The organism is Magnetococcales bacterium (genome assembly GCA_015231175.1).
Lineage (GTDB): Bacteria > Pseudomonadota > Magnetococcia > Magnetococcales > DC0425bin3 > HA3dbin3.
Map to the genome: position 1 here is coordinate 22,860 of JADGBZ010000005.1, position 26,547 is coordinate 49,406.

The following is a 26,547-nucleotide window of genomic DNA, read 5'->3' on the forward strand; positions in this document are numbered from 1 at the left end:
TCTCAACGCGGATGTGACCCACCTGGTGGTTCTTCTGTTCGTCACGATAGGTATTTGAGGATGAATCTCAACGCGGATGTGACCCACCTGCTGGCCGGATCGACTTTGATGGTCAGTTTTGTCCTGCTCTACCAGACCCGTATGTACGGGATTCTGAACGCCTTTGCCATGCAGGCGCTTCTGTTGGCTCTGGCGGTGGCATGGCAGGCCAGGGTCCAACACGCCCCCCATCTCATGGTGACGGCGTTCATGGCGTTGGTGGTCAAGGCAGGGGTCATCCCCTGGGTGTTGCGTATCATCATTCGCAGGCTGGGCATTCAGCGCAACATAGAGTCGGTGGTTGGCGTTGGCTCGACGTTGTTGGTGGCGGTGTTCCTGACCATGTTGGCCGTTCTGATCGTGGTGCCCATGACTTCGGCCCATGCCGAGGCGACGCGCCAGGATCTGGCCTTCGCTCTGGCCGTCATCCTGTTGGGCATCCTCATGATGATCACCCGTCACAACGCCATCAGCCAGATAGTCGGCTTCATGTCCCTGGAGAACGGTTTGATCCTGGCTGCCACCGGGGCCAAGGGGATGCCCCTGGTGGTGGAGGTCAGCGTCGCTTTTTCCGTGTTGATTGCTTTTCTGGTCTTCGGGATATTCATATTCCGCATCCGCGAGAGATTCGATTCCGTGGATATCGGCAATCTGGAAAAGTTTCGCAAAGGTCGCATGGAGGGACGCTATCAGTCGGGGGACGCTCTTTCGGCCCCGGATATTCCCTCCATGGATTCCGTGCGGGGGGACCGTCCATGAATCTGCCGGAGACTTCCCTGATCACGCCGGAGATGGCGCTACAGGCCCTTCTCTATATTCCCGGGGCGACCGCCGTTGTCCTCTTGATGGTTCCAAGTTACCGGGTGGGCTCCTGGATCAACGTCCTCTCCATGGCCATTACCTTCATGATGGGCCTGTTTCTGTTTTTCACGCCCCATCTCTCCCATGGTTTTTTGTTCATCGATGATTTCAATGTTTACCTGATCGCCCTGAATACTTTCGTCGGATTGACCACGAGCATCTTCAGTGCGACCTACATTGCCTACGAATTGGAGGTGGGACACCTGACCCCCATGCACCTCCGTTTTTACCATGCCATGTACCAGGCGTTGATGTGCGCCATGAATCTTGCCCTTTCCAGCAACAACATCGGTTTGATGTGGGTGGGGCTGGAAGTGGCCACGGTTTCGACGGTGGTCATGGTGGGGATCTATCGGACCCCCGAAGCCATCGAGGCGGCGTGGAAATATTTCATCCTGGGCAGTGTTGGCATTGCCCTGGCTTTTTTTGGGACCATCCTCATCTACCTTGTGGCCCAACCGGTGGTGGGTGAGGGTATGGCCGCCATGACCTGGACCAAGCTTGTGGTCTCTTCCGGTCGCATGGATCCCAATCTTCTGAGCCTGGCCTTTGTGTTTTTGTTGGTTGGTTTTGGCACCAAGGTGGGTCTGGCGCCTCTGCACGCCTGGTTGCCGGATGCCCATTCAGAGGGTCCGACACCCATCTCCGCCGTACTCTCCGGCTTGCTTCTGAACGTGGCTTTGTATGCCGTCTTGCGGTTCAAGATGATCCTGGCCGGAAATCCGCAAGCCCTGTCGCCAGGGCCGATCCTGATGTTCATGGGGCTCCTCTCCCTGCTCTTTGCTGCATTCATGCTTTATCAGCGCAGGGATATCAAACGGTTGTTTGCCTACTCCTCCATCGAGCACATGGGGATCATTACCTTCGCTTTTGGCATGGGCGGGGCGTTGGCCAACTTTGCTGGCCTGCTTCATATGACTATGCACAGCCTGACCAAATCGGCCATCTTTTTTGCCGTGGGGCATGTGACCCAGGCCAAAGGGAGCAAGGATATGGATGTCATCCATGGTTTGAGCGAGACCCATCCCGCTTTGGCCTGGGGGTTGTCCCTGGGCGTTCTTGCCATTGCCGGTCTGCCGCCGTTCGGCATCTTTGCCAGCGAATTTGTCCTGGTGACCACCACTTTCGCCCGTGAGCCGCTGTTGGCTATCATCTTGATGGTGGGTCTGTTGGTTGCCTTCGGCGCCCTGCTGTTCAGACTCCAGGAGATCGTGTTCGGGGAACCTGTTGGTCCCTCCATGCCGCTTCAGGCTTCACTCGTACCTCTGTTTGCGCATTTGGCCCTTATACTGTGGGCGGGTTTACACCTTCCGGACAGCTTGGGTGTCTGGTTTGCCCGTGTGGCCGACCTTCTCGGATAGGGGTGAGATGATGCCTACGCCAGCTTGTGAGATTGCCAACCAGATCCAAACTGTCGGCAAGCCGGTGCCGGGGCATCATCCCTGGCCGCGTTTTCAGGTCGACGCTGCCACCTGGACCTTGTTCGGCAAGGCCCTGGGGGAGGGATTGTGCAGCCTGTTTGCCTTGTGGGCCGATGCCCAGGAGGTCCATGCTGCCGTCATGGGACTGCCGGAAGGGGCGATGATCCTTTCGGTGCCGGTGCAGGATGGGGGATATCCGGCCTTGACCCCTGATCACCTGCCAGCCTTGCGCCTGGAACGGACCGTCCGCGACATGCATGGGCATATTCCCCGTGGTTTGTTGGATGAGCGGCCATGGTTGAACCATGGCGTATGGACACAACAGCCCCGCCCCGAGGCCCCGCCTTGCCGTTTGGCCTCGGCAACGGCCTACCCTTTTCTTCCGATCCATGGGGAGGCCCTGCACCAGATTCCGGTTGGTCCGGTGCATGCGGGTATCATCGAGCCGGGCCATTTTCGTTTTACGGCCAATGGCGAAACCGTGGTGCGTCTGGAGGAGCGTCTGGGCTATGTCCACAAGGGTGTGGAACGCCTCCTGGAGGACAGGGATATTCCAGAAGCCGCCCGTATCTGCGGGCGCATCTCCGGTGACAGTACCGTCGCTTACGCGGTGGCCTTTGCCCGGGCCGTTGAGGCGGCCTTGGGCATGCACCCTTCCAGTCGGGCGCATGCCTTGCGGGGCCTGATGGCCGAACTGGAGCGCATGGCGAATCATTGCGGAGACATTGGATTCATTTGCAACGATGCTGCCTTTTCCATTCTTCAGGCCCATTTTTCCATCCTGCGGGAAGAGGTTCTGCAAATCGCCCACCATTGCTTTGGTCACCGGTTGATGATGGATCGGGTCGTGCCTGGAGGCGTCACCGTCGATCTTCCCCCCGATGGCAAGCAGCGCCTGCTCGCCTTCCTGGAGAGTTTTGGCAAACGATTCGATCACCTGATGGCCGTTTACGATACCGTCCCCTCCTTGTTGGATCGTACCCGGGCGACGGGAAATCTGGTCGAAGATTTGGCGCGCCAATTTGCCCCCGGCGGGTTTGTAGGCAGGGCTTCCAACCGTGCATTCGATGCCCGGCGTCATTTGGCTTATCCCCCCTACGACACGCTGCATTTTGACGTGCCGCTGCGCCAGGAGGGAGATGTCCATGCCCGGCTTATGATTCGAGCCGAGGAGGTCCAGCAAAGCGTGAGCATGATTCGGCAGATTCTGGAAAATCCTGGCGAAGGGCCGTTGCAGGTGCCCGTCATCGCCGAAAATAGAGAAGGGGAGATGATGCCTTCCCTCCACGAGGGGTGTGGCGTCGCCGAGGCGTTTCGGGGCGATGTGTTCATCTGGGTCCGTCTGGGGCCTGATGGCCGGATTTTGCGCTGTCACCCCCGAGACGCATCCTGGTTTCAATGGCCGCTTCTGGAGGCCTGTATCGAGGGCAATATTGTCGCCGACTTTCCGCTCTGCAACAAATCGTTCAACTGTTCCTACTCCGGCCATGACCTTTGAGGTGACGTGCGATGCAAAACCTCCTGGCGCAAGCGCTCTTGCAAGCCCCTGTGACCCTTGCGGCGCCGGAGCCGGATGGTGCCGCCCTGGCTGAGGCGACCCAGGCGATCAAGGATCGTCCCCGGCGGATGGTGGGGCGTACCATCGCCATTCGGGAGGTGGATGCCGGATCCTGCAACGGTTGTGAATTGGAAGTTCACGCCATGAACAACCCCTTCTACGACGTGGAGCGTTTCGGCATCCGATTCGTGGCATCTCCACGCCATGCGGATCTCCTTCTGGTGACCGGGCCTGTGGCCTGCAACATGCGCGAAGGTTTGGAACGAACCTACGCTGCGACCCCGGCCCCCAACTGGGTCGTGGCCGTTGGAGATTGCGCCTGCCATGGCGGTGTGTTCAAAAGAAGTTATGCTTGTGTCGGCGCCGTCAAGGATGTCGTGCCGGTCGATGTGCATATTCCCGGCTGTCCCCCGACCCCGACAGATTTGTTGAAGGGGTTTCTGGCCCTGCTCAAGGCGATCGAAGATCATCCGCCGGTGCGCGGGTAGGAGTGACCCTTGCAGGAAAAGCTTGGACATGAAAGCCTTTGTCAGGGATTCGCCCCGAACTCCACCAGGACTCCGTCCTGGACCTGCCAGGGATCCAGCCCCCTGGACCCCGGTTCGTTACCGGGTACCTGGGCAGTTACCTGCATCCTTCAATCGTTTTTTGGGTGAGACAGAATGGGTATGGGTGTTGGGTGGTTACTTTGGAGGACGGATAGATGCCTCATGAGCAGACGTTGACCCATTTCGATGCCCAGGGGGCCTCGCGTATGGTGGACGTGGCGGCCAAGGCGGAGACGGTGCGTCTGGCGGTGGCGACGGGTTGCGTCTCCATGCGACCGGAGACCCTGTCCATGATTCTCGACAAAGGGGCCGCCAAGGGGGATGTCCTGGAGGTGGCCCGCATCGCGGGTATCATGGCGGCCAAGCGGGTGGATATGCTCATTCCCCTGTGTCACCAGTTGGCCCTGACTTCGGTGACGGTGGATTTTGTTCCCGATCGGACGAAAAATTGTGTCGGCATCACGGCCCGGGTCACCTGTACTGGTCGCACGGGCGTGGAGATGGAGGCCTTGACCGCCGTGGCGGTGACCGGGCTGACCATTTATGACATGTGCAAAAGTGTGGATCGGGAGATGGTCATCGGCGGCATGGGCCTTGTGGAAAAATCGGGTGGTCGCAGCGGTCATTTCATCAGGTCGGAAGAGGCGGGTGGGTGACGGTCCCCCCGGTGTCGTCCATACTGACGGATCTGTATGGCCGGGAGATTCGCTATCTGCGTCTGTCGGTGACGGAGCGGTGTAATTTTCGCTGCCATTATTGCCGTCTTCCCGCTGGGGAGGGAGCGGAACCCCGACATGAATCCCTGGATTACGCAGAGATTTTGCGACTGGTGCGTTTGTTCGCGCAGTTGGGGGTGGGGCGTTTTCGCTTGACAGGGGGTGAACCCCTGCTGCGTCGGGATATTCGCGACCTGTTGGCCGGTATGGTGGCCCTGCCCGGGGTGGAGGAGGTCTCCCTTTCCACCAATGCATTCATGCTGGCGGGCATGGCGCAAGACCTGAAACAATCGGGGCTGCGCCGGGTCAACATATCATTGGATTCCCTGGATCCGGAGACATTTTCTCACATCACCCGGGGTGGAGATCTGCATCAGGTTTTGGCGGGTATCGATGCGGCCTTGATGGTCGGATTGGCGCCGGTCAAGATCAATATGGTCGTGATGGGCGGGGTCAACGATCATGAAATTCCCGGCATGATTGCTTATGCCAGGGAGAAGGGGGCCTTGTTGCGTTTTATCGAGACCATGCCGGTGGGTGTGGCGGGCTCTGCGGTCATGGGGCAATTCATTTCGGCATCCGAGATCGGCGCACGCATCCTGGCGGCTTGCGGCAGCGATCTGGTTCCCGTTGATCGTCCCGTAGGCAATGGTCCGGCCAACTATTTCCGCATTCGTGGGTTGGGGGTGGACGTGGGGATCATTTCTGCCCTTTCCCAACATTTTTGCGATACCTGCAACCGGGTGCGTCTCACCTCGTGGGGAGATTTGGTCCTTTGCCTGGGCCGGGAAGACAGGGTCAACCTGCGTGACGCGCTTCGCTCCGGAGCCGACGACGCATCCATGCAAGTGTTGATTCTTCAGGCTGTTCGTCGCAAGCCTCTGGGTCATGGCTTCCAGAATCACCAGGCAGGGGATGACGCGCACCCCCACGCCATGGCGACTCTGGGTGGGTGACTGGGATCTACTTTTTCAGTTCCTTGACATAGTTGATGGTGGCCTGGGAGACCAGGGCGTGGATTCTGGCCGTTTTCCGATTGGTTGCCACGGTGGGATAGTGGAACAGGACCGTTCCAAACGTCAGCACGTCCACGCTTGAAAACCACCCCTTCAAAAGCTTGGGATATTTTTTTCCATCCAGGCTGAAGCTTTTGAACCCTTTCGGGACACTCACATTGATATCCATGATTTTGATAAATTTTCCTGCATCATCAAGATCTTTCGTCAAGGGTGAGTCAAGGCCGGAGGCCGCAAAGGCGCACCCCAGGTGACCGTCGATGACATCCTTGATGGCATCCGTAAAGGGAATGGGTGAGGTTTTGAGCGCGGCGAGTTTGGCGTTTTCCGCGACCAGATGTTTCCAGGTCCAGTTGGCGGTCGACATGCCGTCGCCGACGGCGATCATGGCGCCTTCGGGTTTCAGATCCTTCAAACTGGACGCCTTGCCTACCACGGATGCGGAACAGACCATCAGGGTGTAGGAGTCGAACAGGTTGGCCACCACGGGCAGATTGGCTTGATCCATCACCATGGGCAGGGGGGCGATGCCATATTGACACTCTTTTCTGCCTACCCGGACGACATTGTCGACGCCTCCCGACGTGGAGACAACCTCAAATTCAGCGTCCGAAGCCGGGATGCGTTTCGCCAGATCCTGGGCAAATTTTTGGTAAGACAACCCTTCGGGTCCGCCGCAGATTTTGATTTTTTGGGGCGGGGTGGCATCGGCTGCATGGCCAATGGGAAAAGATGCCAAGGTGGCACAGGTCGCAAGCATGGCCGCAAGTTTTTTCATGGTCTTTGATCTCCATTGAATGATTGTGGCAAGTCAGGTATCCATAGCGGACACTTGGGCTCGGAGGCAGGCCGCATCGATAGAGGCTCCATTCAACTCCCAAAGGGTGCCCAAGGGAAGGGATTGCAGCAGTCAGGAAGGTGTTGAACATTGGCTCCGAGGATTTGTTGGAGGGCGTATGTTGCAGGTTGGCCAGAACATTCCAGATTCGCTGGCGCCGGACCAGTTTGGCAAGGAGCGGCGTTTGTACGGACTCCTGGGCGCCAAAGGGGGGGTGATCTATTTTTATCCCAAGGACAATACGCCCGGGTGTACGTTGGAGGCCCAGGATTTTCAGGCGCATGGCGGGGATTTCCAGGCGATGGGTTATGCCATCGTCGGTATTTCCAAAGACTCGGTTCCGTCCCACGAAAAATTTTGTGCAAAATATCAACTGGGCTTCACCCTGCTGAGCGACCAGGATGGCCGCTTGTGTGAAGGCTTTGGGGTCTGGCAGGAGAAGAAGAATTATGGCAAAACGTACATGGGCATCGTGCGCGCCACATTCGTAGTCGATGCCCATGGGTTGATTCAACAGGTGTATCCGAAGGTCAAAACCAAAGGCCATGCCGAACAGGTGTTGCAGGATTTGCGGCGACGAACCACCGAATGAGCGCTGGCAGAGCCAGGGTGTGATCACGGCAACGACTCGGTACCCTTTCAAGAAAAGCCTGGATATGAAAGCTTTTATCTGGGCTTTGCCCCGAACTTCACCGGAGCTCTCTCCTGGTCCTGGCAGGGTACAGGCTCCCTGGGCCTCGGTGTGTTGCCGGGTGCTGAGTGGTTGCGGAGACTTGGCGATTCTGGAGTGACATGGATGCCCATCTGGGTGGCTTTTCTTCTGGTGACGGTGATTTGGGGCAGTACTCCTCTGGCTGTACAGTGGAGTCAGGGGGGCGGTGGTTATTTGTTTGCAGTGACGGCCCGCATCGCCATTGGGGCGGTGCTGTTTTTGTTCCTGATTCCTTGGTTGCGCCGGCGACCGGTGGGGTTCAGACAGCTTGTCATCGTCTCCTTGATTGCTGGATTGAACCTGTTTGCCTCCATGTTTTGTGTGTACTGGGGTGCGCGTTTCATTCCATCGGGCTGGATTTCGGTGTTATTTGGACTTGGTCCCGTGTTGACGGGAGTGATGGCTGCGCTGTGGTTGCGGGAGCCGTTTACGTCGGAAAAGATTCTCGGGTCGTTGATCGGCCTGGGTGGATTGATAACCATTTTTGGCCAGGGCGGCGCTTTGGGTGAGCAGACCTTGGTGGGGATAGGCGCCCTGCTGTTGGCTGTCCTGATCTATTCGGCAGGGAATATTGGCATCAAACGTTTTGGGGAGGGGGTCTCGCCCTTGTGGGTGACGGCTGGCTCCCTCTGGGTCGCTCTGCCGCTTTATGCTCTTTCCCTCTGGCTTTCCGGGGTCTCCTGGCCCAGGGAGATTCCCATCCGGGCGGAGCTGGCCATCTTTTACCTCGGGTTGGTCGCCAATGGCGTCGGATTCGTGTGTTTTTATTATTTGCTCAGTCGGGTCAGCGCGGCCAATGCGGTTCTGGTCACCTTGAGCGCCCCCGTGTTGGCTTTGTGGATAGGCTTTGCTTTCAACCAGGAGAGTCTGCGCGGCGGCGTTGTTTTGGGAACCTCCCTTATCCTGGGAGGGTTGAGCATGTTTCAGTGGGGTTCTATTTTGTTGAAACGTCGTGTCGTTGCGCCTGCAACACGTTGAATCCGCCGAGGTGCCATCAGGTCTGCCCATGTCCGACAATGAGGAGAAATTTCCGGACGCACTGGCCCAGGATACATGGATCCGCAAACATGATTCTGCCCGCCACCTTCTGGAAAAACAGATACAGCGTTCTCTGGGTCTGCGTGATGTCGAACAGGTCTCCGACTTTTTGTTGGGCCTGAATGCGATGGGGGGAGATCCTGATCCGGAACGGATGGAGTCGTTCCGGGTGGGGTTGGCGCAGTTGTTCGAGCAGGTCATCCAGACCTATGAACGGTTTGAGGAAGATTCCCTGCTGCGGCAAAGACGGTTGCGCGCTAGTTCGGAGGAGTTGCAACGAGCCAACGCGCAGTTGCGGGAAGAGAGCGAAAAAAATCTCCAGGTTATTGACTCCCTGCGGCATACTGCCAACGAATTGTTGCGTTCGACCGGCCACGCAGAGATTGGCTCCGATGATGCCAGTCTGGAAAAATTGTCGTCACTGATGGCTGAATTGGTGCGAGAAAAAGGGGCGATCCAGCGCGAATTGGAGCGGCAGAAATTTGCCCTGGATCAACACGCGATTGTGACTATTGCCGATGTGCGGGGGCGTATCACCTATGCCAATGACCGGTTTTGTCAAATCAGTGGTTACTCTCTGGAGGAGTTGATTGGTCGCGATCATCGTATTGTCAACTCTCGTTACCACGACAAGGCATTCTTCCAGGAGATGTGGCGGACCATTACCCGGGGTGAGGTATGGCATGGCTCGGTGTGCAACCGCGCCAAGAGCGGTTCCCTTTATTGGGTGGCTGCCACGGTGGTGCCTTTTTTGGACGACCGTGGGCGTCCGATTCAATACATCGGCATTCGCACCGACATCACACACCAAAAAAAAATGGAAGAGACTGTTGCCGAGAGCCGGCGGTTTTTGCAGGGCATTACCGACTCCATGGGGGATGGCGTCTTTGCCCTGGATCGATGGGGATACTGCACCTTCCTCAACCCCGAAGCCGAGCGCATACTCGGCTGGACCCTTGCCGAGATGAAGGGGACCACTTTCCATGATGCCGTCCATTTCCAGGATGGGTTGGGTCGTCCGGTGACCGAGGAGGCCTGTCCGGCGCGGCAGATCATGGCGGCTGGCCTGGTCTTCCGCTCGGATGAGGATATTTTTACGCGGCGTGATGGGGAACGCTTTCCGGTCTCCATGGTGGCTGTGCCCATGTGGGAGGAGGGGCGGATCAATGGTTCGGTGGGTGTTTTCCGCGATATCACCGAACAAATACGCATTCAGGAAGCCTTGCGCAAAAGCATGGAGCAGGCCGAAAGCGCCAACCGCTCCAAAAGCGAATTTTTGGCCAACATGAGTCACGAAATCCGGACCCCCATGAATGCCATCATTGGCATGAGCCATCTGGTTTTGCAGGGCCATCTGGAACAACGACAGCGGGAACAAGTGCAGACCATCCACAAGGCAGGACAGTCCCTGTTACGTATTATCAACGACATACTGGATTTTTCCAAGATCGAGGCCGGGCGGCTCGATCTGGAACGGGTGGCGTTTCGCCTGGAAGATGTGTTCGATACCCTGGCGGGTTTGGTCACCCTGGAGGCGCACAATAAAGGGTTGGAAATACTGTTGCAAATCGATCCACAACTTCCCAGAGTGATGCTCGGGGATCCTTTGCGTCTGCATCAGGTTTTGCTGAATTTGTTGAACAATGCCATAAAATTCACCTCTGCCGGCGATGTCTCCCTGCTGGCCAGGCACATGGAATCCGACGAAGAGAGTATCACCGTCCATTTTGCCATACGCGACACGGGCATTGGTCTGACCGAGGAGGAACGGTCCAAGTTGTTCCGCTCGTTTTCCCAGGTGGATGCCTCCATGACGCGGCGGTATGGGGGAACCGGGTTGGGGCTGGCCATCAGCAAACGGTTGGTTGAGCTGATGGGGGGAGAGATCGGACTGGAGAGCGTTCCCGGCCAGGGGAGCACATTCTGGTGTACGGCCAAATTTGGATCGCATGCCGGTGTGGGCCGGTGGATAGGGTCGCCGGGACCGGATTTATGCGATGTACCGGTCTTGCTTGTGGATGACAACGCCAGAGCGCGGGCGATCCAAGCCGAGATTTTGACCAGGGCTTCCTGTCAAGTGACCTTGGCTGCCTCCGGATCCGAGGCCCTACAGATTGTGCAGAGTACAGACAAACATTTTCGTCTGTTGATCATCGATTCCGACATGCCGGCCTGGGATGGACCGGAGACAGCGAGGCGGCTTCTGGAACATCTGCACCCGGCAAGGCCGGAGGTGCTGATGTTGCATCATAGCCTTGATCGGGAACCGGTGTGGAACCAATGTGGAAAGATGGGTATCCGCTGGTTTCTCTGCAAACCGGTGAGCCCGTCACGCCTTCTGGATGGGGTGATGGGCTCCTTGGGTTACAAGGTTCGCCGTCAGGAGGGGTGGGACGATTCCGGTCGCCCTCCCCTGTCGGAAGGGATCATGGGAATTCTGCGTGGAAAACAGATTCTTCTGGTCGAAGACAACAATGTCAATCAACAGGTGGCTCTGGGGCTGCTGGAGTTGGCTGGCATGAAAAGTTCCGTGGCTCGCCATGGAGGTGAGGCCGTGGAGATGGTCCGTGAAGGTTCCTTCGATATCATCCTGATGGATGTGCAAATGCCGGAGATGGATGGTTATGAGGCGACACGCAGAATTCGCAAATTATCCGGCAAAGAAGGCATACCCATCATTGCCATGACCGCAGGCGCCATGCTCGGTGATCGCGAACGTTGCCTGCATGTCGGTATGAATGACCATCTTGGTAAACCGATTGATTCCACAAGCCTGTTTACCCTTTTGGCGTATTGGTTGGAAGGAGATCGCTCCTCTCTGGCGCCGTCATGGCCAGTGGGGGGTGATCCGCAGGTGGGTTTGCGGAATCGGTCCGATTCGTTGTATCCCACCTCAGGGTTGACCCACCAGGTCAAGTTGGCGGAAAATGCCCTTCCCGGTGGGTTTCAAAGCGAGAGAGGTGATGCGGAAGACGACCATTTTGGGGAGGCCAAAAGAAAACTCCTGGTGACTGCTTTGCAGGATCTGGCGGCGCTGCTTCCTTCGCGTCAGCCACGCGCCTGCCGGTCTGCTCTGGAGAGAGTCAAGTCCCTGGCTTGGCCCGCCTCTCTGTGGGGGCAGATGGATGCCCTGGAAAAACGGATTCTGCGTTATCGATTTCGTGAAGCTCAAGCGGATCTGGAACACCTCCTGATGGTGTTGGAGAGAGTGATCGATGAATAAGCCAGGCGCACAGGCGACATGCAGGGCGCGGGTCTTCGTGGTGGATGATACGGAAACCAACATTGACCTTCTCGTGGAGACCCTCGGCGAGGAGTACGACGTGGGCGTGGCCCTGGATGGTGTTTCCGCACTGGACGACATCGTTGCCAGCCATCCTGATCTGATACTGCTGGATGTCATGATGCCTGGCATGGACGGATACGAGGTGTGCCGCCGCCTGAAAAAAGATCCCCAATTAAAGGATATTCCTCTTATCTTCATCACGGCTCGCAACGAGGTTGACGACCAGACGCACGGCTTTGGCTTGGGAGCGGTTGATTTTATCACCAAACCCTTCTCCCCGCCCGTCGTGCAGGCTCGGGTGCGGACGCATATTCAACTCAAGCGTGCCCGGGAAGCGTTGGCTGACCAGAACCGTATTCTGGAAGAGCGGGTCCGGGAGCGGACGTCCGACCTTCAGCGTCGAACAGAAGAATTGGCATCGACCCGCCTGGAGATCATCCGTCGCCTGGGCCGGGCGGCGGAGTTCAAGGACAATGAAACCGGGCTGCACGTCATTCGCATGAGCCATTATTGCCGGACCATGGCGCCGCTTGCGGGCCTGTCTACGGAAGAGGCAGACCTGTTGTTTCAATCAGCCCCCATGCACGATATTGGCAAAATCGGCATTCCAGACCACATCCTGCTCAAACCGGAAGCCCTAACGTCGGGGGAGTTGCAAATCATGCGACGCCATCCGGAAATCGGGGCCGGCATTATCGGACAACATGATTCGATTTTGTTGGAAACTGCCCGTCAGGTCGCTCTGACCCATCACGAAAAATGGAACGGATCGGGCTATCCCCGAGGCCTGGCAGGCCAGGATATTCCCATGGTTGGCCGCATCACGGCTGTGGCCGATGTCTTCGATGCCCTGACCTCGATGCGCCCCTACAAGGCCCCCTGGTCGGTGGAGAAAACATTGGCTTGGATGCAGGAAGAGAAAGGCCGCCATTTCGACCCATCGTTGATCGATCACTTCATGCAAATTCTTCCCGACATTTTACTGATCCACGAGAGATGGAAAGAGCGAGATCATTTCAATCCGGGGGAACTTGCCCGGATCTGAGGGGGGTTCAGCCGCTAATGCTGCAAATTGTGTGAACCGTTGATCATTGAAACTCAAAGGCATACCCTCGCAGGAACGTGCGATTGTCCAAGGAAGGCATGCGGGGAGACACCCATGATACTGTTTCCGAGTAACTATTCATCACCCGCCAACGAATCGGGGTCCAGGGGGCTGGCTCCCTGGCAGGTCCAGGACGGAGTCCTGGTGGGGTTCGGGGCGAAGCCCTGACAAAGGCTTTCATGTCCAGGCTGTTTTTGAAAGGGTACTGAATAGTTACGTTTCCGATTACCCACCTGATGGATGAGAAAAAATGCTACGACCACCTCGTGGAGATCCTGCACCCGAAGGGCTTGAAGTGCCCGGAATGCCAAGCATCCCTGGACACGGTCAAGGTTCATCGGAGAGACCGCACGCCTCTCCTGTACTACCGGTGTTCCTGTGGTCGAGTTTTCAACGCATTCACTGGAATGATTTGGCAAGGGACTCATCATCCATGCTCGATCGTCATCCGCATCCTGCAAGGAGTTGCGCAGGGTGTGCCGACGAGCCATCTGGCGAAAAAACTGGAGATTGACCGGTCTCGTTTGCTGCAACGTCGCCACAGACTTCAACAACATGTGGCCGACACTCAGCCTGCTGATCCCCTCCTTGATCGTGTTGTGGAAGCTGATGAAATGTTTCAAAATACGGGGGAAAAAAGGTGTGCTGCACAAAGATAAGATGGATCCTCCCCGTGTCCGCGCAAACAAGGTTCGGGGCCATGGAACCTGGGACAAGGACCGTCCTCCGATACTCGGTATCGTTGGTCGTGAATCAGAACAGATCCGCCTCAGAGTGCTGCACAACACAGCCTGGCAGGATCTGAATCCGCTCTTGCTGAAGGCCACCAGACCCGGTACGACCGTGAACACAGACGATTCTTGCTGAAGGCCACCAGACCCGGTACGACCGTGAACACAGACGATTGGTCCAGATATCTTCCCCTGTCGAGCCATGGGAGGCCCCATGTGACCGTTTGCCACTCTCTCAAAAACCCTGTGTGGGCACGAGACATGGATGGAGACGGCATCCGCGAGGTCCACAATAACACCATAGAGGGTACATGGACCGGACTCCGGAACTTTCTGCGCCCGTTTCGTGGTGTCAACAAGGTCTACCTCCAACAGTACGTGGCCATGCATGAATGGGCACACAACCTCAAAAAAATGACGTTGGAATTCCTGAGGATTCTATGCGGCGTCACACAATTTGAAACATGAGCGAGGATCGCAATGTCTGGCATATCACGGAGAATACCGGTAAACTGGCGGTATGGGGTGTCAACTATCTCATCGCCAATTTATTCTGGAGTCTGCCGGCCTTCTCTGACGACCGGGTCTACCCGGTGGACATCTCCTCCAGCAAGCGGATGATGGACCTTTTTGGGAAGACCATTCACCCCCCTCACGTCATCGACCAGGAGAGAATCGGGACGGTGGTCGTCGGCATTCCTGTTTATTCCAGTGAGATCGCCAGCCGCATCCGCTCCCATTACCCGCACGTCGAAAGAATCCCGGATGTCTGTAACCTGATGGATCCTGATTTGAAGTTGCCTTCGGCTGTGGTCCCACCGGTCGAAACTGCTGGCACACGGTTGCAGGAGTGAGAAGCAAAGGAAGGGAACGATGTGCGGGCATTCGCTTGGTTTGCGCCTAAGTCGTCAAAGGACACGATTTTCATGAAAATCCTCTTCGTCCGCAACTCCTGTCTGCTGATGTCCCATTCGCAATTGAGCTACGGATTGGGCGTCATCGCGACCATGGCCCATCAGGGGGGGCATACGGTCCAGGTTCTTGATAATAACACCCATTATCGTTTCTTCGAGATGAAGGATGTCGAAAAACGCATCCGTTCCTTCCTCCCGGATGTGTTGGCCTACAGCATCACCATGCATAATGCATTCGAGACCTATCGTCAGGTCAGTCACTTCAGGAAGCTCTTTCCCGGCATGATCATCATCGCCGGTGGCATCCACATGCGCCACTGTACCATGGAGGCCCTGCAGCATGGGATTCACGCCGTGGTCGAGCAGGAGGGCGAACTGGTCATTCTGCCCCTGCTTGCCCACTTGACGGGCCGCACCCCGGAAACTTTTGTCAGCGGACTGGAGTCTGTTGCCGGGGTTTCGTTCGTGCGCCGTGATGGTACTTTTCACCGGGCTACCGAGTTCCCTGCCCTGGAGGATCTGGACGCCGTTCCGATCGTCGATTACGACCTGTTCAACCTGTCGGACTACATCAAGACTGGTCGGGAGGTCGGCAACTTTTACATCAACGGTCAGAGGGGATGTCCCTTCAAATGTACTTTTTGTGCCGATGAGGTCCAGCTTGCCGACAAGCGCAGCGCATCAGGGGAGTGGATGTTCAACAACGTTGCTGCCCTTTATCAAAAATATGGGGTCCGCTATATCCTGTTGGCGGATAACAACATCACACTCCACCAGGACCGACTGATCGACTTCTGCAACCGGATGATCGAATCGGGATTGAACGAGAAGGTGACCTTCTCCAGCCAGACCACCACTCGTTTCAAGCTGAGTGATGAACTGGTTGCCTTGATGAAACGAGCCGGGTTTGTCCGCATCAACTTTGGCCTGGAACGCCTGACGCCCTTTGCCCTCGCCTCGATCAAGAAAGTCCAGCATCTGGATAACGTCCACCGTGTGCTCTCCCTGGTGGCCAAGCATGGAATCCAACCATCGATTTTCGTCATGATCGGCTTCCCCTTCGATAATAAAAATCTGATCGAAGAGGAAAGGCAACTCTTTCTTGACATCACCCGCTATACCAAGCGCTTGTTCATTTCAATCCTGGCCCCTGCGCCCGGTACTGCCTACTATGATGACAATCCCGGGATCAAGGAATGGTATCTGGATGAGAAGGAGTATCTGATGCTCCGGGCGCATTTTACCAACGTTCTTGATATGCATACATTTCATACCATCAAGAAAAATTTTTTTGGCCTTCCCCCCGAGACCACGGCAAGCATAGAGGAGTTTTACAATTTTTTCAAAAAGTATTGCTACGGATCCTTCATTGTCCGACCGAGTATCCTGACAATGATCATGATATGGCTGGATTTCGGTCTGGCACGTGTTTCCCAAGGGCTGTTTATGGTCTCACCAGCGCTGGAGTTTGCCATATTCAAACGGATCCGCGGGCTGCGCTACTACTTTGGAACCCTCTTCTTCTCGGCCAACATGGAGAGACCTGAAGCCGGCAGTCCAGAGGATACGTCCTCCACGGCTTTCCCCTCGTCCACGACGCAGGCGGATTGATCGGCGTACACAAGGATACGTCCTCCACGGCTTTCCCCTCGTCCACGACGCAGGCGGATTGATCGGCGTACACACCACCCGTCACGAGATGCTTTAGCGGATCCTTCCAGCTTGTTGCCTGCACGGCTGATTTCGCTACGTCATGACGAGGCCGCAAGGCCCAATTCACTCTCCGGTTTTTGGGTTCTCTTTCCGAAGGTAGAGCACCCAAAGGTCCGATTTGGCCGTGAGTTGAAAGTGGTTCTCGACGTAGGCAAGCAGCTTTTTCCATTCACCCCAGAGAGAGAGGGGGGGGGCGTTCAGAGGGACGTTGGGAACCAGTACGGTATTAGCGTGGGCGAGAATGACATTGGGGTCGTACTTGGGGCTGTCATCGCCGTTGGCGACTCCGGAATCGACGGTCCAGGTAGGGGCATGGAGTGGCCGGGGTAGCCCCAGGGGAAAACTGACGACATCCAAGGGGGTGAAGGGAAAGATTCTGGTTTCCGGCTTGATATGGCCTCGCATGATGTTGATGGCATCGCTGATGACGAGATGGATGTTTCTTCCCTCCAGCCATTTTCCCCATATTTCGGCGACATCAAAGGATTTCGGGTCTATATTTTTCCTTGAATCAAGGAAATACATATCCTGAAGGCGTTTTGTGTTGACGAGGAAAGCTTGTTCGGTGCCCTTTCGGAGGGCCATTTTATTATGATAGGCCGAGTGGATGTGCAAAAATATGTTGCCGACCAATGTCAAGCAGACCACGGCCACCAGGGCTTGGATCAACAGCCGGTGACGTTTCCGCAGCGCGGAGCGATCGACGGGGCCGTCAGACCGGAGGGACTCTCCTGGATCGGAACAGACAATAGCTAAAAAAATCAGGAAGATTCTGGCATCCCCGGCATTCAAGGCGGCGACACCGATGCCGATGGGCAGGCCGATGATGCCCGTCCAGATCCGATCATCGAACCCCAACCGACTGAGCCAGAACTCCTTTCTGGTTCTGTTGTTAAGTAGAAGTGACTGAAAGAGTACAATGAGGACCAGGGTAACATAGGGGAAGCTCGTTCGGACCTCACCGACGACATCACGAATCTTGGTTAAATAAACTGCATGACCCCCAACATAGCCCGATGTCTCATTGAAGTTTCTGAGATAGGCATTGATGAAATCCAGGTACGAAAAACCAAAGCAGGAGGCGACGACGATTGCAATTGCAGTGATACCAAACGTATAAAACAGGTGACCCCATTGTTTACGAAGAATTGCGCCGATGACAACAACTGATGCTCCTGTAAATGCAAAGTTGGCTTTCATAAAGATCATGCAGCCGAATAATAAGCCTCCAATGACATATTCAGGTTCTGCTCGTGTCATGGCTGCCCTTTTTCTAGGAAAAATATGCAGCAGAAACGCTAAACAGAGAAATGACCAACCAATCTTATTGTATTGCATGGCGTAGGAGTAAGCGTCATGTTCCCGATAACCAAGCATCCAAAGGTCAACGCCAAAGTGGGCCAAGGGGACCAGACTGATCAGCATGGATACCAAAGCGGCCGACATCAGGCCCAATCGGGAGATACTGATGTACCAACTGGCCAGAACCAGGAAGGGAAACAGGGCCAGAGGTCCGTAGGAAAGTCCTTTGCTTGTTCCACCCCCTAGCCATATCCCCAGGGCGGTAATCCAGGGCTGAAAGATTTGTGGACCAGTTACGATATGGTCCATGACTGGGTTTTGGCCGTTCAGGATCTCGTCCCCCATGTTGAGCAGGTAAAACGAGTCGATTTTGAAGACCGCCTGGGGAACGGTACCCGTCAAATAGGAGGTATAACCCAAGCCCGTCAATAACAGGAGGAGGAGGAAAGCCGCAATGACGGCGTGGCTCTTGGAGTGGGAATTGACCAGCGAGTAGGCACGGGAGTAGAGAGGTGCAGAGTCCCGCGTACCGGCAGGGTCAGATTGGCTTATGGTGTTTTCCATTTTGATCTTTCTGATAGCCGGGGACATGCGCACCAACCTGAACTGTTCGGGGGACTATCGACGAAAGGGGGGCGATGAAAGGAGGCGAAGGCAGCTATGGTCGGGGCATCAAGTGATCAAAAGGCACGTCCAAAGGCTAACCGCCTGGGCGTGGCCTGTCAAGGAGTCCCAGGGTGGATGCTGGACGGGACGGGGGAATCGGCCCGGTTGGGTGTCCCGGGGTGGTTATCGGATGGGCCGGAGAAAAGGGCCCGGGTTCAGGTGACGTTGCACTACCTGGGGCGGCTTGCCGGGCGGTGAGAGATGGTATTGTATTACTCATCAACAAAAAAGAGGCTTGATGCCGAGGGAATGGCATGGACAACCAGGGGTTCCGTGCGTCCCCGGATGGAGATTTCCGATATTTGGGAAGGTTCCGGGGAGATATGGGCCTGTTGGGCGACCAGATCGGAGATGACCAATTGGACGCCCAACTCCTTGGTCACCCCTTCCAGGCGGCTGGCGGTGTTCACGGTATCCCCCAGGGCAGTCAGGTGGCGGGTGGTACCATAGCCCATTTCGCCGAGAATGACGTGACCGGCGTGGATGCCGATACCGACTCGCAGGGGCATGTCGAGTTCATGCTGGAGCTGCTCGTTCAGCATCGCCAGGCCGGCATCAACACGTTGGGCGCACTGCACCGCAGCCCGGCATCCGGTTGCCATGTCCGACTCGATGCCAAAGAGGGCCATCACTCCGTCGCCGATAAACTTGTCCAGATAGCCACCGGACGCCTCGACGGATTTTCCCATCAATTTGAAGTATTGGTTCAAAATGAAAACGACATCGAACGGCAGCCGATTTTCGGCCATGGTGGTGAATCCGCGCAGATCCGCAAAAAGAATGGCGATTTCTGACTCACGGCCAAATTTGTGACCAGAGTCGGGAAGTCCGTCGTGTATGGTGGCGGATGGAGGGAGTTGGGGGGTCACTTCAAGATTGATGCTGGGCCGGATCTGGCAGGCCAGACGGATCGAATCCGGAGCGCCGACCCGCTGCAAAACGTGCCGCTCGACGGGGTTGGGTGGTGGCAAATGCTCTCCGCCCTGACCGACGCGAACCCGGCAAACACTGCAACGACCACGCCCGCCACAAATGGAGGCATGGGAAATGCCCTCACTCTGGATAACCTCGAGAACCGAAGCGCCGGAGGGTATATTCAAAATAAAATTGTCCCGATAGAAAAGTTTGGGAGCGGTTCCCTGCATCAGGATGTGTAGACGAATTTTACGGATCAGCAGAAGAAGAAGCAGAAGCCCCAGATATCCCATGGTCAAACCTTCGCCATATTCGTGGACCCATGCGGCCATTTTGGGCGTAAAGCGGGCCTCGTCCATGATTTTCTGGACCACATGGGGTTGCTGGTCAGGATGAGGGGAACGCACGCCGGCGGCGATATATCCTGCCAGCGTAAGGGAGGGGATCAGGAAGGCAAGGACGAGGAGGGAAGTTCGCCAACGGTTGAACCAGGATTGATGTCCCTGCCATTGACGGAAGCCCAGAACGGCATGGATCCAGACCAAAGTGAAACCGATGCCCAGCTTGATGCCCTGCCCGGGTTCCATTTTCCAGACGGCTGTGAGGACAAACTCGCGGGTCGCGTGATAGGAGCTGGTGCGGCTCAATACCAGGTTGGCCAGCAGGTGATCCAGAAGAAATAACGGGATCAGGATCCCCAATCCCATTTGCCAGAGTTGCCAATGGGGCATGCGAAAGTTGCGGCGACGGACAAGAGTCCACAGGGCCAAGGTGGGGTGGAGGAGCAACGCCAGAATCAACAACAAGGAAGCGGGTGGCGGATCCCAGAGTTCAGTCAAAAACTCGCCGCCATGGTTGGCGACCGGTATGGAGAAGATCCCGAGGGTGTGTTCCAGGAAATGCATCAGAACGAAAATCAGCAACACCACGCCGCTATAAAGGCGCAACTGCTCCATCATGGTGTTACCCCACTATTTTCCGGTGGTTATGCAGCACCTCACCTTTTAAGTGTTTTCCCCGCCGTGGGCCAGACGATATTGGGTGGTGAGACGGCGGTAGTTTTCGGCGGTGGCGCGTATGGATTGGCGTTCCGTTTCGGATGTGGCACGGAGCTGCCGGGCCGGAGAGCCCATCCACATCGTGCCTTCCGGGACATCCTTGCCCGGGGTCAGGAGTGAACCGGCGCCGATGATCGATTCCCGGCCTACCGAGACGTTGTCGAGTAGAATGGCGCCGATGCCGATCAGGCAGGCATCCTCCAGGCGGCAACCGTGCAGAACCACCTTGTGACCGACGACGATATCATGGCCTACGATGGTCGGAAAGCCTTGTGGGGAGGTCTCTGAAGGGCGAGAGACATGCAGCACGGATCCATCCTGGATGCTCGTCCGTTCGCCGATACGAATGATATTGACATCCCCACGGATGACCACGCCAGGCCAGACGGATGATTCGGCGCCAATGTGCACATCACCGATCACCACGGCATCGGGGTGAACGAAAGCGCTGGGATGAATCTCGGGGAAAACACCCCGATAGGGATAGATCGGCATGGGAGTGATACCTCAAGCTGATGTCCGGGTCACTTCGTCGCTGGAATGATGGCGGCTCTCAAACCCGTCCTCCGACGAAAGGACTCCAGGGCCAAGGCGGCGCTCTGGAGGCCCCGAATCGGACCGACACGCACCGAATGCCGGACACGTTTCTGGGAGTCGCGCACCTTGTGCGTGTGCGGTTGATACCCCTTCTTGCGCAAATAAGCCATCACTTTTCCTGGATTGCCGCGAACCTGGCCTGGTGCGACCCGAATATCAAAAGTTGCAGATTCGCTCCGCTTTTTCCCCTGGGAATCTCTTTTCTTGGCCATGTCGACTCTACCAGGGCTGTCGGCCTGGGTTTTGTGACTATGGGCTTTGCGAGAAAGGTTTGCACGACGGGAAGCAGGGTGAGGCGACCCTTTGGGGTTCACGGTGCGATGAGATGGCTGACGCTTGGAGACAACCGGGGGGGGGGCCTCCTCTTCCTCCTCTTCCTCCTCGTCGTCGCCGATGCTTTCCTCAGGTTCCTTCTGGGCTGTGCGGCCTGGCCGCTCGCCAACATTTTTTTTGTCGGCAAGCTTGTCCTTGTTACGCGCTACCAGGTACTGCCCCGGGACAGGCTCGCTTTTTTGATCGGAGGTGGTCATGACCAGAACGGCGGGTATTTTTTCCTTTTCCTGGAAAGATTGCAAGGCACTCTGGGCAGAATTGCGGTCGGGATAGGTTCCCAGGCGGACGTAGTGCCACTTGTGATTTTCTGCGTCCTTGGCAACCTCCATGCGGGGTTCGTAACCAAGGGCGCGCAAAGATTTGATGGCATTGTAGGCATGATCCGGAATCAGGCTTGCCTCAACCTGGAGGGCATAGCGACGGTCATCTTTGGGCAGGTCGGACGGGGCGCTTTGCCCGGCTGATGCAGGAGCGGCAGCGACGGCCTGCAACGCCGACAAGGGGGCCAGGGCGATCAAGGGACGTGCATCGAGTCGCTGTAGATGTTCCGCCAACTGCAAGGCCAACTGACTGGTAACCTGTCGAATGTCGGTGTCGGCGGTCAAAGGGTGAATGGCCATCCAGACCATGCGGGGCTGGGGAGGATGATAGAGTTCCAGGGCAAGAAAACCCGACTGTCCGGCGATCAGGGTGTGCCCGACAACATAATGGGCCCCCAACCGGGCGAGTTGTGACGCCCCCAAAACCGTGCGCGGATCAGGCGCACCGGCAGGCAATACATAAGCCGGAGCGCCCAAATCCATTTTCTGGAACCCCTGTAGCCGACCCAAGGCTTGCTGGATGGCGTTTAAAACCCGCGCCGACTGGGTTTCGTCCACCTTGCCGGAATCGGCTTCCTCCAGAGGATAGATCCATACGTGGAGATGGTTGGAGGAGGTGCTTGCGGCGGATCCCAAACCCGGCAGGATCAACATGGCAAAAACCACGAGCAGGGACAATCCCCAGGAGCCTGGCTTGCAGGGCGGACGGGATCCATGTTTCTCCAGCTTGATCAAGAAGACCATCTCCTTTCAAATGGCGGCCATTTCCTTGAGCCGGTAAAGAGTGTCCATGGCCTGACGTGGTGTCAATGCATCGGTATCCAGGGTCATGAGTTCGGCCAAGGCTGGGTGAAGGGGGGCCTGATCCTGCCAAAACGGAGGCTGCATGGCGCGACCATCCTGGGTTGTTACACCTGCATGCAAGATTGGATCCGATTGTGATTCTCGTGTCATCTCTTTCGGAAATGCGAGCTGACGGGATGGATCGCTTTCCAGGGCGGCCAGGAGGGCATCCGCTTTCTGGGTGACCGTTCGGGGGAGGCCGGCAAAACGGGCGACATGAATGCCATAGGAACGGTTGGCTTGGCCGCGCATGATGGTGTGCAAAAACAGAACTGTTTCCTGCCATTCACGAACAGCTACGGTGTGGTTGACCACGCCGGTTCGTTGTTGTTCGAGGGCCGTCAGCTCATGGTAGTGGGTGGCGAAGATGGTGCGAGCGCCGATGACATCGACGATGTGCTCGGCCACGGCCTGGGCGATGGCCAAGCCATCCAGGGTGGAGGTGCCCCGGCCAATTTCATCCAGGATGATGAGCGAGCGAGGGGTTGCCTGATGAAGAATATGGGCAGTTTCCGCCATTTCCACCATGAAGGTGGAACGTCCCCCAGCCAGGTCGTCGGCGGCCCCGACACGGGTGAAAATGCGGTCCAGCAAGCCGATGCGGGCCGATTGGGCAGGAACGAACGCGCCGGTATGGGCCAACAGGGCGATCAGAGCTGTTTGCCGCATCCAGGTGGACTTGCCCCCCATGTTGGGCCCGGTCAGCATGATGAGCCGGTTGTCGGCGTCATCCAGGAGGGTGTCGTTGGGAATGAACGGTTTGTCCGTAAACACCTCGACGACAGGGTGCCGACCCTGGCGGATGGCGATGGTCGAGCCGGCATGGAGCTCCGGGCGGCAATAATTCCGGCGTTCCGCCATTTCCGCGAAAGCGGTCAACACATCCAAGGTTGCCAGGGCCCGGGCGCCTATCTGCAATGCTGACGTATGGGTTGACACCTCCTTGCGCAGATCATCCAGCAAGGTTGCTTCAAGGCGTGCCGCATTTTCCTCGGCATTTTCGATCCCTTCCTCAAGTTCCTTCAATTCTGAAGTGACATAGCGGACGGCATGGGTCATGGTCTGCCGTTGCTGATAGTGGTAGGGAACTTTGTCCAGGTGGGTATTGCCGACTTCGATGCTGTAGCCAAAAGTGCGATGATACTGGATCTTCAATCTGGGAATGCCGGTCTTGTTCTGTTCATCCCGTTCCATGGCTTGAATCAAAACCTTGCCCTCACGCGCCAGGGTGCGATGACGGTCAAGTTCCGGGCTGAAACCAGCGCGGATGACCGGGCCATCCTTCATGTCCACGGGCAGTGGGTCATCAGCGAGGGTAGCCTGGAGCCGCTCATGCAGGGGTTCATGACCGCGCAGGCTTTGCAGAAGCACTTCCGCCAGGGAGGGTGTGGTCGGATGGGACAACAGGGCGTCCATTTTGGGCAGGCGGGCCAGAGTGTTGCGCAGGGCGCCCAGATCACGGGGTGAAGACCTGCCCAAGGCAATACGGGAGAGCAGACGTTCCAGGTCGGCAATCCCCTTCAGTTCCGTGCGCAGCTTCAGCCGTCTGGCCGGGTCGCGCAGCAGCCACTCGATCGTGTCCTGTCGTTGGAGGATGGCATCGATCTGGCGCAGAGGGCGGTTCAACCAGGCCGCCAGCAGCCGACTACCCAAGGGAGTCATGGTCACATCCAGGGCGCCCAGCAGGCTGCCTTGCCGCTGGTTGTCGCGCAAGGTGGCGTTGATTTCCAGATTGCGTCGGCAAATGTCGTCCAGGATCAACACGTCATCCGGTTCGATGCGGGTCAGGGAGGTGATGTGACGGACGGAACCCTTCTGGGTTTCCAGGCAGTAACCGATCAAGGCCCCCGCCACGGCTTTGCAGGCTGGGGAGTCCTCGATGCCGAAAGCATCCAAGGTGGTGACCTGGAAATGTTCCTGGAGATTGCGGCTGCCATGGTCCGGATCGAACTCCCAGTCCGGTCGGCGGGTCAATCGTGGGGCCAGCCCCGCCATCTCCCTGGGCGGATCCCACCCCTCTGGAATGATCACCTCGGATGGAGAGAGGAGTGAAATTTCGGTAAGGGTGCGATCCAGGGTGCGTGTCAGGACCACCTGAAAAATCCCTGTGGAGAGATCCAGAGAGGCGACGGCCAATTCGGCTTGTTGACCTTTCTGGGGAGCCGCACGCAAGGCCATGGCTACGAGATAGTTGTTGGCCAAGGGATCCAACAGATCATCTTCGGTCAGGGTGCCTGGGGTGATGGTGCGCACAACGGCCCGTTTGACGGGTCCGCGGCCCAACCCCGGTGGTTCCATCTGCTCGCAGATGGCCACCTTGTAACCGGCGTCCAAAAATTTTTTCAGATAGACACGGGCCTGGTGGTGGGGCACACCGGCCATGGGAATGGGCTTCCCGGCGGATTGACCACGGTGGGTCAAGGCAATGCCCAGAACCTCCGCAGCGGTTTTGGCATCTTCGTAGAACATCTCGTAAAAATCGCCCATGCGATAAAACAGGATGGTCTCGGGATGTGCCTTTTTAAGGGAGAGATACTGCTGCATGACGGGGGTGTGGTCACCCTCTCCGCCAAGAACCGGGGAACTCTTTTTGGGACTCATGCCGCAGCCACTGACCAACCTGCCATCAGGATTGACGATTGATCAGGTAAACGAGACCGGGTGGCAGGATAAGTTCTCCCCGTTTGGGGAATTCCAGGCAACGGCACTCCTCGGGCATCTGGATGGCAACGGTGCCGGAATATTCCGCACGCCGACCGTCGGAGGTTTCGATCCAGGCGGGGATAGGGAGATCACGAAACCGACCCAGGGAGGAGCCCTGCTGGGTGACCTGCCAGGGAAGCTGATGATAGACTGCGCCCTGTTGAGGTGCGCCGGCTTCCTCCGACTCATCCTCTTCCCGCATGCCCATGCTCTGAGGCGCTTCAACGGACTCTGACCCTGAATCGGTACGGGAACGCTCAAACCACTGCCCCAGAAGAACCCAGAAGATGGCCAGGATGACCCAGGTAAAGATGTTTTCCAAGGTCATCATTTCGCGGAAGTTGCCGCCATGAAACATCAGGCCGATCATCAGGACCGCGAGCGCGGAGAGGAGTAATGTGCGAATCGGTATCATGGGATCAATCCTTCGCTTCGATACGGTTGCCGGTATTATACGGTTTGCCGCATTTTTTGCAATTAACAAAGATATCGACCGCCACACGCCCCGGTAACCCGTGCGAAAGTTCTCCGCCAGCGGGAGGCAACCGGTCCCTATGGCATGGCAAGGCAGGAAACGAACGTTGAACTATAAGGTGAGGCGCGGCTGGATTGCCGTCACGATCCGCTCCACGCAATGGTCAACCCCCTCTTGCCCCGTATCGAGTGCCAACTCCGGGGTGGGCGGCGGCTCGTAGGGCGAAGAGATCCCCGTGAAATGGGGAATTTGACCGGCCCTGGCTTTGCGATAAAGACCCTTGACATCACGCTGTTCGCAAATGTCCAAGGGACAATTGCAATAGACCTCGAAAAAGGTGCCTGGATCAACGAGATTACGGACCTTTTGCCGGTCGGACTGAAAGGGGGAGATGAATGCGGCCAGAACGATGATGCCGGCATCCACCATGAGGCGGGCCACCTCACCGATGCGGCGGATGTTTTCGACGCGGTCCTCGTTGGAGAATCCAAGGTCGGCGCAAAGGCCATGACGCATGTTGTCGCCATCCAGGGTGTAGGTATGAAGACCGGTTGCCGACAGTTTGGCTTCAGCAGCCTGGGCAAGGGTCGACTTTCCCGAGCCGGAGAGGCCGGTGAACCAGATGACCATTCCCCGATGGTTGTTGTTTTTCTCCCGCTCCCGCCGGGAGACGACAGCCGGATGCCAGACAGTGTTTGCGCTTTTCTCTTCCATGGGCTTTCATTTCACTCTTTAAAGCTGAGAGCACTGAAAAGGATGCCGAGGGAACCCCGCAACCGGGGCGTACCTGGAGCGCAAGGGTAAGCAGAATCAGTGCCACATGCGACGCAACATCGGAC

The 26,547-nt window shown here is 57.0% G+C and carries 21 protein-coding genes and 1 pseudogene; 13 read left to right on the forward strand and 9 right to left on the reverse strand.

What is annotated here, in order from left to right; genetic code table 11:
* Positions 1–60: 60 nt before the first annotated feature.
* The 6 genes and pseudogenes from HQL63_01845 (at position 61) to moaA (ending at position 6,099) form a co-directional block, all read left to right on the forward strand.
* Positions 61–699, forward strand: a pseudogene (locus tag HQL63_01845) (hydrogenase-4 component E).
* A gap of 95 nt (positions 700–794) precedes the next feature.
* On the forward strand, positions 795–2,261 hold the full coding sequence (locus tag HQL63_01850) for a hydrogenase 4 subunit F (GenBank protein MBF0175581.1): 1,467 nt from the start codon (positions 795–797) through the stop codon (positions 2,259–2,261).
* Positions 2,262–2,271: 10 nt separating this feature from the next.
* Entirely contained in the window at positions 2,272–3,819 is a 1,548-nt protein-coding gene (locus HQL63_01855; protein ID MBF0175582.1) for a nickel-dependent hydrogenase large subunit, read from the forward strand.
* Between the two features lie 11 nt (positions 3,820–3,830).
* Complete coding sequence (nuoB, locus tag HQL63_01860; GenBank protein ID MBF0175583.1) at positions 3,831–4,367, forward strand: NADH-quinone oxidoreductase subunit NuoB; 537 nt, start codon at positions 3,831–3,833, stop codon at positions 4,365–4,367.
* 215 nt (positions 4,368–4,582) lie between these two features.
* A complete protein-coding gene (gene moaC, locus HQL63_01865; GenBank protein MBF0175584.1) occupies positions 4,583–5,083 on the forward strand; it encodes a cyclic pyranopterin monophosphate synthase MoaC in 501 nt (166 codons plus the stop codon).
* Positions 5,080–6,099, forward strand: a complete 1,020-nt coding sequence (moaA, locus tag HQL63_01870; protein MBF0175585.1) for a GTP 3',8-cyclase MoaA — start codon at positions 5,080–5,082, stop codon at positions 6,097–6,099. Before moaC ends, moaA begins: the two co-directional genes overlap by 4 nt.
* A gap of 7 nt (positions 6,100–6,106) precedes the next feature.
* Here moaA and HQL63_01875 read toward each other — a convergent pair whose 3' ends face one another.
* Positions 6,107–6,937 (reverse strand): hypothetical protein, encoded by an 831-nt coding sequence (locus HQL63_01875; protein MBF0175586.1) that lies wholly within the window; start codon positions 6,935–6,937, stop codon positions 6,107–6,109.
* Positions 6,938–7,115: 178 nt separating this feature from the next.
* Between HQL63_01875 and HQL63_01880 the strand changes: the two genes are divergently transcribed.
* The 4 genes from HQL63_01880 to HQL63_01895 all read left to right on the forward strand — a co-directional run bounded on the left by HQL63_01880 (position 7,116) and on the right by HQL63_01895 (position 13,078).
* Entirely contained in the window at positions 7,116–7,589 is a 474-nt protein-coding gene (locus HQL63_01880) for a peroxiredoxin (protein ID MBF0175587.1), read from the forward strand.
* Between the two features lie 204 nt (positions 7,590–7,793).
* Positions 7,794–8,687 (forward strand): DMT family transporter, encoded by an 894-nt coding sequence (locus tag HQL63_01885; GenBank protein ID MBF0175588.1) that lies wholly within the window; start codon positions 7,794–7,796, stop codon positions 8,685–8,687.
* A gap of 28 nt (positions 8,688–8,715) precedes the next feature.
* Positions 8,716–11,970 (forward strand): response regulator, encoded by a 3,255-nt coding sequence (locus tag HQL63_01890; GenBank protein MBF0175589.1) that lies wholly within the window; start codon positions 8,716–8,718, stop codon positions 11,968–11,970.
* Positions 11,963–13,078 (forward strand): response regulator, encoded by a 1,116-nt coding sequence (locus HQL63_01895; GenBank protein ID MBF0175590.1) that lies wholly within the window; start codon positions 11,963–11,965, stop codon positions 13,076–13,078. Before HQL63_01890 ends, HQL63_01895 begins: the two co-directional genes overlap by 8 nt.
* A 134-nt stretch (positions 13,079–13,212) precedes the next feature.
* Here the strand turns inward: HQL63_01895 and HQL63_01900 are convergent, their stop codons facing one another.
* Positions 13,213–13,791, reverse strand: coding sequence for a hypothetical protein (locus HQL63_01900; protein ID MBF0175591.1), 579 nt, complete (start codon positions 13,789–13,791; stop codon positions 13,213–13,215).
* 207 nt (positions 13,792–13,998) lie between these two features.
* Between HQL63_01900 and HQL63_01905 the strand changes: the two genes are divergently transcribed.
* From HQL63_01905 to HQL63_01915, 3 genes are all read left to right on the forward strand, one after another.
* A complete protein-coding gene (locus HQL63_01905) occupies positions 13,999–14,337 on the forward strand; it encodes a transposase (protein MBF0175592.1) in 339 nt (112 codons plus the stop codon).
* The gene (locus tag HQL63_01910; GenBank protein ID MBF0175593.1) at positions 14,334–14,723 is read left to right on the forward strand and encodes a hypothetical protein; all 390 of its coding nucleotides are present in this window, start codon (positions 14,334–14,336) and stop codon (positions 14,721–14,723) included. Before HQL63_01905 ends, HQL63_01910 begins: the two co-directional genes overlap by 4 nt.
* Before the next feature lie 72 nt (positions 14,724–14,795).
* Positions 14,796–16,394, forward strand: coding sequence for a B12-binding domain-containing radical SAM protein (locus tag HQL63_01915; protein MBF0175594.1), 1,599 nt, complete (start codon positions 14,796–14,798; stop codon positions 16,392–16,394).
* Positions 16,395–16,559: 165 nt separating this feature from the next.
* Here HQL63_01915 and HQL63_01920 read toward each other — a convergent pair whose 3' ends face one another.
* The 7 genes from HQL63_01920 to cysC form a co-directional block, all read right to left on the reverse strand.
* Positions 16,560–17,942 (reverse strand): hypothetical protein, encoded by a 1,383-nt coding sequence (locus tag HQL63_01920; protein MBF0175595.1) that lies wholly within the window; start codon positions 17,940–17,942, stop codon positions 16,560–16,562.
* 734 nt (positions 17,943–18,676) lie between these two features.
* Entirely contained in the window at positions 18,677–20,338 is a 1,662-nt protein-coding gene (locus HQL63_01925; GenBank protein MBF0175596.1) for an adenylate/guanylate cyclase domain-containing protein, read from the reverse strand.
* Positions 20,339–20,383: 45 nt separating this feature from the next.
* Positions 20,384–20,932 carry a gamma carbonic anhydrase family protein gene (locus HQL63_01930; protein MBF0175597.1) on the reverse strand — a complete coding sequence of 183 codons (549 nt, stop codon included), beginning with the start codon at positions 20,930–20,932 and terminating at the stop codon, positions 20,384–20,386.
* A gap of 29 nt (positions 20,933–20,961) precedes the next feature.
* A complete protein-coding gene (locus HQL63_01935) occupies positions 20,962–22,422 on the reverse strand; it encodes an SPOR domain-containing protein (GenBank protein ID MBF0175598.1) in 1,461 nt (486 codons plus the stop codon).
* Positions 22,423–22,437: 15 nt separating this feature from the next.
* Entirely contained in the window at positions 22,438–25,131 is a 2,694-nt protein-coding gene (gene mutS, locus HQL63_01940) for a DNA mismatch repair protein MutS (GenBank protein MBF0175599.1), read from the reverse strand.
* A gap of 25 nt (positions 25,132–25,156) precedes the next feature.
* The gene (locus tag HQL63_01945; GenBank protein MBF0175600.1) at positions 25,157–25,648 is read right to left on the reverse strand and encodes a hypothetical protein; all 492 of its coding nucleotides are present in this window, start codon (positions 25,646–25,648) and stop codon (positions 25,157–25,159) included.
* A 171-nt stretch (positions 25,649–25,819) separates the two neighbouring features.
* Positions 25,820–26,422, reverse strand: a complete 603-nt coding sequence (gene cysC / locus HQL63_01950; protein MBF0175601.1) for an adenylyl-sulfate kinase — start codon at positions 26,420–26,422, stop codon at positions 25,820–25,822.
* Positions 26,423–26,547: the final 125 nt, after the last annotated feature.

Excerpts from the sequence above, each read along its gene's own strand:
- HQL63_01895 (MBF0175590.1), top strand. The coding sequence starts at position 11,963 with ATGAATAAGCCAGGCGCACAGGCGACATGCAGGGCGCGGGTCTTCGTG.
- HQL63_01855 (MBF0175582.1), top strand. The coding sequence starts at position 2,272 with ATGCCTACGCCAGCTTGTGAGATTGCCAACCAGATCCAAACTGTCGGC.
- HQL63_01915 (MBF0175594.1), top strand. The coding sequence starts at position 14,796 with ATGAAAATCCTCTTCGTCCGCAACTCCTGTCTGCTGATGTCCCATTCG.
- HQL63_01930 (MBF0175597.1), bottom strand. The coding sequence starts at position 20,932 with ATGCCGATCTATCCCTATCGGGGTGTTTTCCCCGAGATTCATCCCAGC.
- HQL63_01875 (MBF0175586.1), bottom strand. The coding sequence starts at position 6,937 with ATGAAAAAACTTGCGGCCATGCTTGCGACCTGTGCCACCTTGGCATCT.
- HQL63_01850 (MBF0175581.1), top strand. The coding sequence starts at position 795 with ATGAATCTGCCGGAGACTTCCCTGATCACGCCGGAGATGGCGCTACAG.
- cysC (MBF0175601.1), bottom strand. The coding sequence starts at position 26,422 with ATGGAAGAGAAAAGCGCAAACACTGTCTGGCATCCGGCTGTCGTCTCC.
- HQL63_01890 (MBF0175589.1), top strand. The coding sequence starts at position 8,716 with ATGTCCGACAATGAGGAGAAATTTCCGGACGCACTGGCCCAGGATACA.
- HQL63_01885 (MBF0175588.1), top strand. The coding sequence starts at position 7,794 with ATGCCCATCTGGGTGGCTTTTCTTCTGGTGACGGTGATTTGGGGCAGT.
- mutS (MBF0175599.1), bottom strand. The coding sequence starts at position 25,131 with ATGAGTCCCAAAAAGAGTTCCCCGGTTCTTGGCGGAGAGGGTGACCAC.
- HQL63_01880 (MBF0175587.1), top strand. The coding sequence starts at position 7,116 with ATGTTGCAGGTTGGCCAGAACATTCCAGATTCGCTGGCGCCGGACCAG.
- nuoB (MBF0175583.1), top strand. The coding sequence starts at position 3,831 with ATGCAAAACCTCCTGGCGCAAGCGCTCTTGCAAGCCCCTGTGACCCTT.
- HQL63_01920 (MBF0175595.1), bottom strand. The coding sequence starts at position 17,942 with ATGTCGGCCGCTTTGGTATCCATGCTGATCAGTCTGGTCCCCTTGGCC.
- HQL63_01925 (MBF0175596.1), bottom strand. The coding sequence starts at position 20,338 with ATGATGGAGCAGTTGCGCCTTTATAGCGGCGTGGTGTTGCTGATTTTC.
- moaC (MBF0175584.1), top strand. The coding sequence starts at position 4,583 with ATGCCTCATGAGCAGACGTTGACCCATTTCGATGCCCAGGGGGCCTCG.
- HQL63_01910 (MBF0175593.1), top strand. The coding sequence starts at position 14,334 with ATGAGCGAGGATCGCAATGTCTGGCATATCACGGAGAATACCGGTAAA.
- HQL63_01945 (MBF0175600.1), bottom strand. The coding sequence starts at position 25,648 with ATGATACCGATTCGCACATTACTCCTCTCCGCGCTCGCGGTCCTGATG.